Annotated in this window: 1 protein-coding gene; it reads left to right on the top strand. The window is 45.4% G+C overall.

The window, feature by feature from the left end:
• A partial coding sequence (locus HMPREF9075_RS13525) for a hypothetical protein (RefSeq protein WP_009415711.1) occupies nt 1–1,269 on the top strand: 1,269 nt, incomplete at both ends.

Genomic DNA, 1,269 nt, shown 5'->3' on the forward strand with positions numbered 1-1,269 from the left:
TAACGGTAAGAGACACCTATGGCTGTTCGGTAAGCAGGACAGTGAGAGTAGGTGAGATGCCAGATTTGAGTACAGACTTTTCGTTGAAGGTAGCCGACACAACTGTTTGTCCAGCAGCTGGAGCAGCTAATACGCTTACTTTAACGTTCAGTCCAACTACTTGGGCGGCGAATGTGGCAGTAGCGGATATATACTATCGTATTAACAGCGATAATACTTGGACACGGGTGACTACTAATCCAGTAACATTTATCCACCCAAGCTTTAAGTCAGGGTCAACGATAAGTATCACCTATAAGAAGATGGAACAAGGCGGAAATACGACCTTGTGTATTACAGAAACTAAGGATTACACCGTACCGCATAACTTGAGTGGTATTAGCGTAGTTACGAATTTGAACGATCCTAAGTTCTATACTTGTTCGGGAGCAAATGGAGGCTTTACAGCAACGGTAACAGTACCTACAGGAGTAGGACAAGATCCATATGAGTTCTCGTTGGACGGCAACCATTGGTCGGCAGCTAATAATGGTACTAACTCACGAGTATGGACAGGCTTGATACCAGGACGTACCTATAAGTTCTATGTAAAAGATAATAGAGGTTGTACGGCAGAGTATGACGGAGATATTTACGGCAGTAGCTACAATCCAGCGATAAAGTTGCATTTGACAGCTACGCCAGCTTGTAGCAATGGATCGCAAGGCACGCTAACGATACAATTTAAACGTAGAGCTTCGTATATGCCAGGAGGTACTACCAATGGTACTTATAAGTTATACGAATTGCCAACACCGGTACCTAGTGGCAGACAAGGAACGTTGGTATCGGGTCCTACATCGGCTTCGATAGGCGCTTCGGGAGAGCTTGTACTAGGCAATATAGGAGTAGCTCCAGGAAAGACCTACTATGTAGAGTTTGCAGAGACGGCAGGCTGTGTATGGGGCAGCAATGATGTAGAGGTTAAGAAACTCACTACTATACAAGGAATTGTATCGGTAACTACAACAGCAACTTGTGAAAATGATGCGATAGTAGAAGTTACAGGACTTTCAGGTGGCGGAGGCCAATACACAGTAACGTTACAACCAGTGGTAGGAGGAAGCTTTGGCAGTACACCGATAGCGGTGGGCAGCAACAAAGTACGCGTACAGAAGGACAATGTAACGGGCGCAACAGCAGCGACCTTCAAGTACCCAGCAGCACCTATAACAGCAGGAGTTAGAGTACAGGTAAGCGACCAATACAATTGTAGCCCTATAGACTTTG

The sequence above is a fragment of the Capnocytophaga sp. oral taxon 332 str. F0381 genome (assembly GCF_000318275.2).
In the GTDB taxonomy this organism is placed as follows: Bacteria; Bacteroidota; Bacteroidia; order Flavobacteriales; family Flavobacteriaceae; genus Capnocytophaga; species Capnocytophaga bilenii.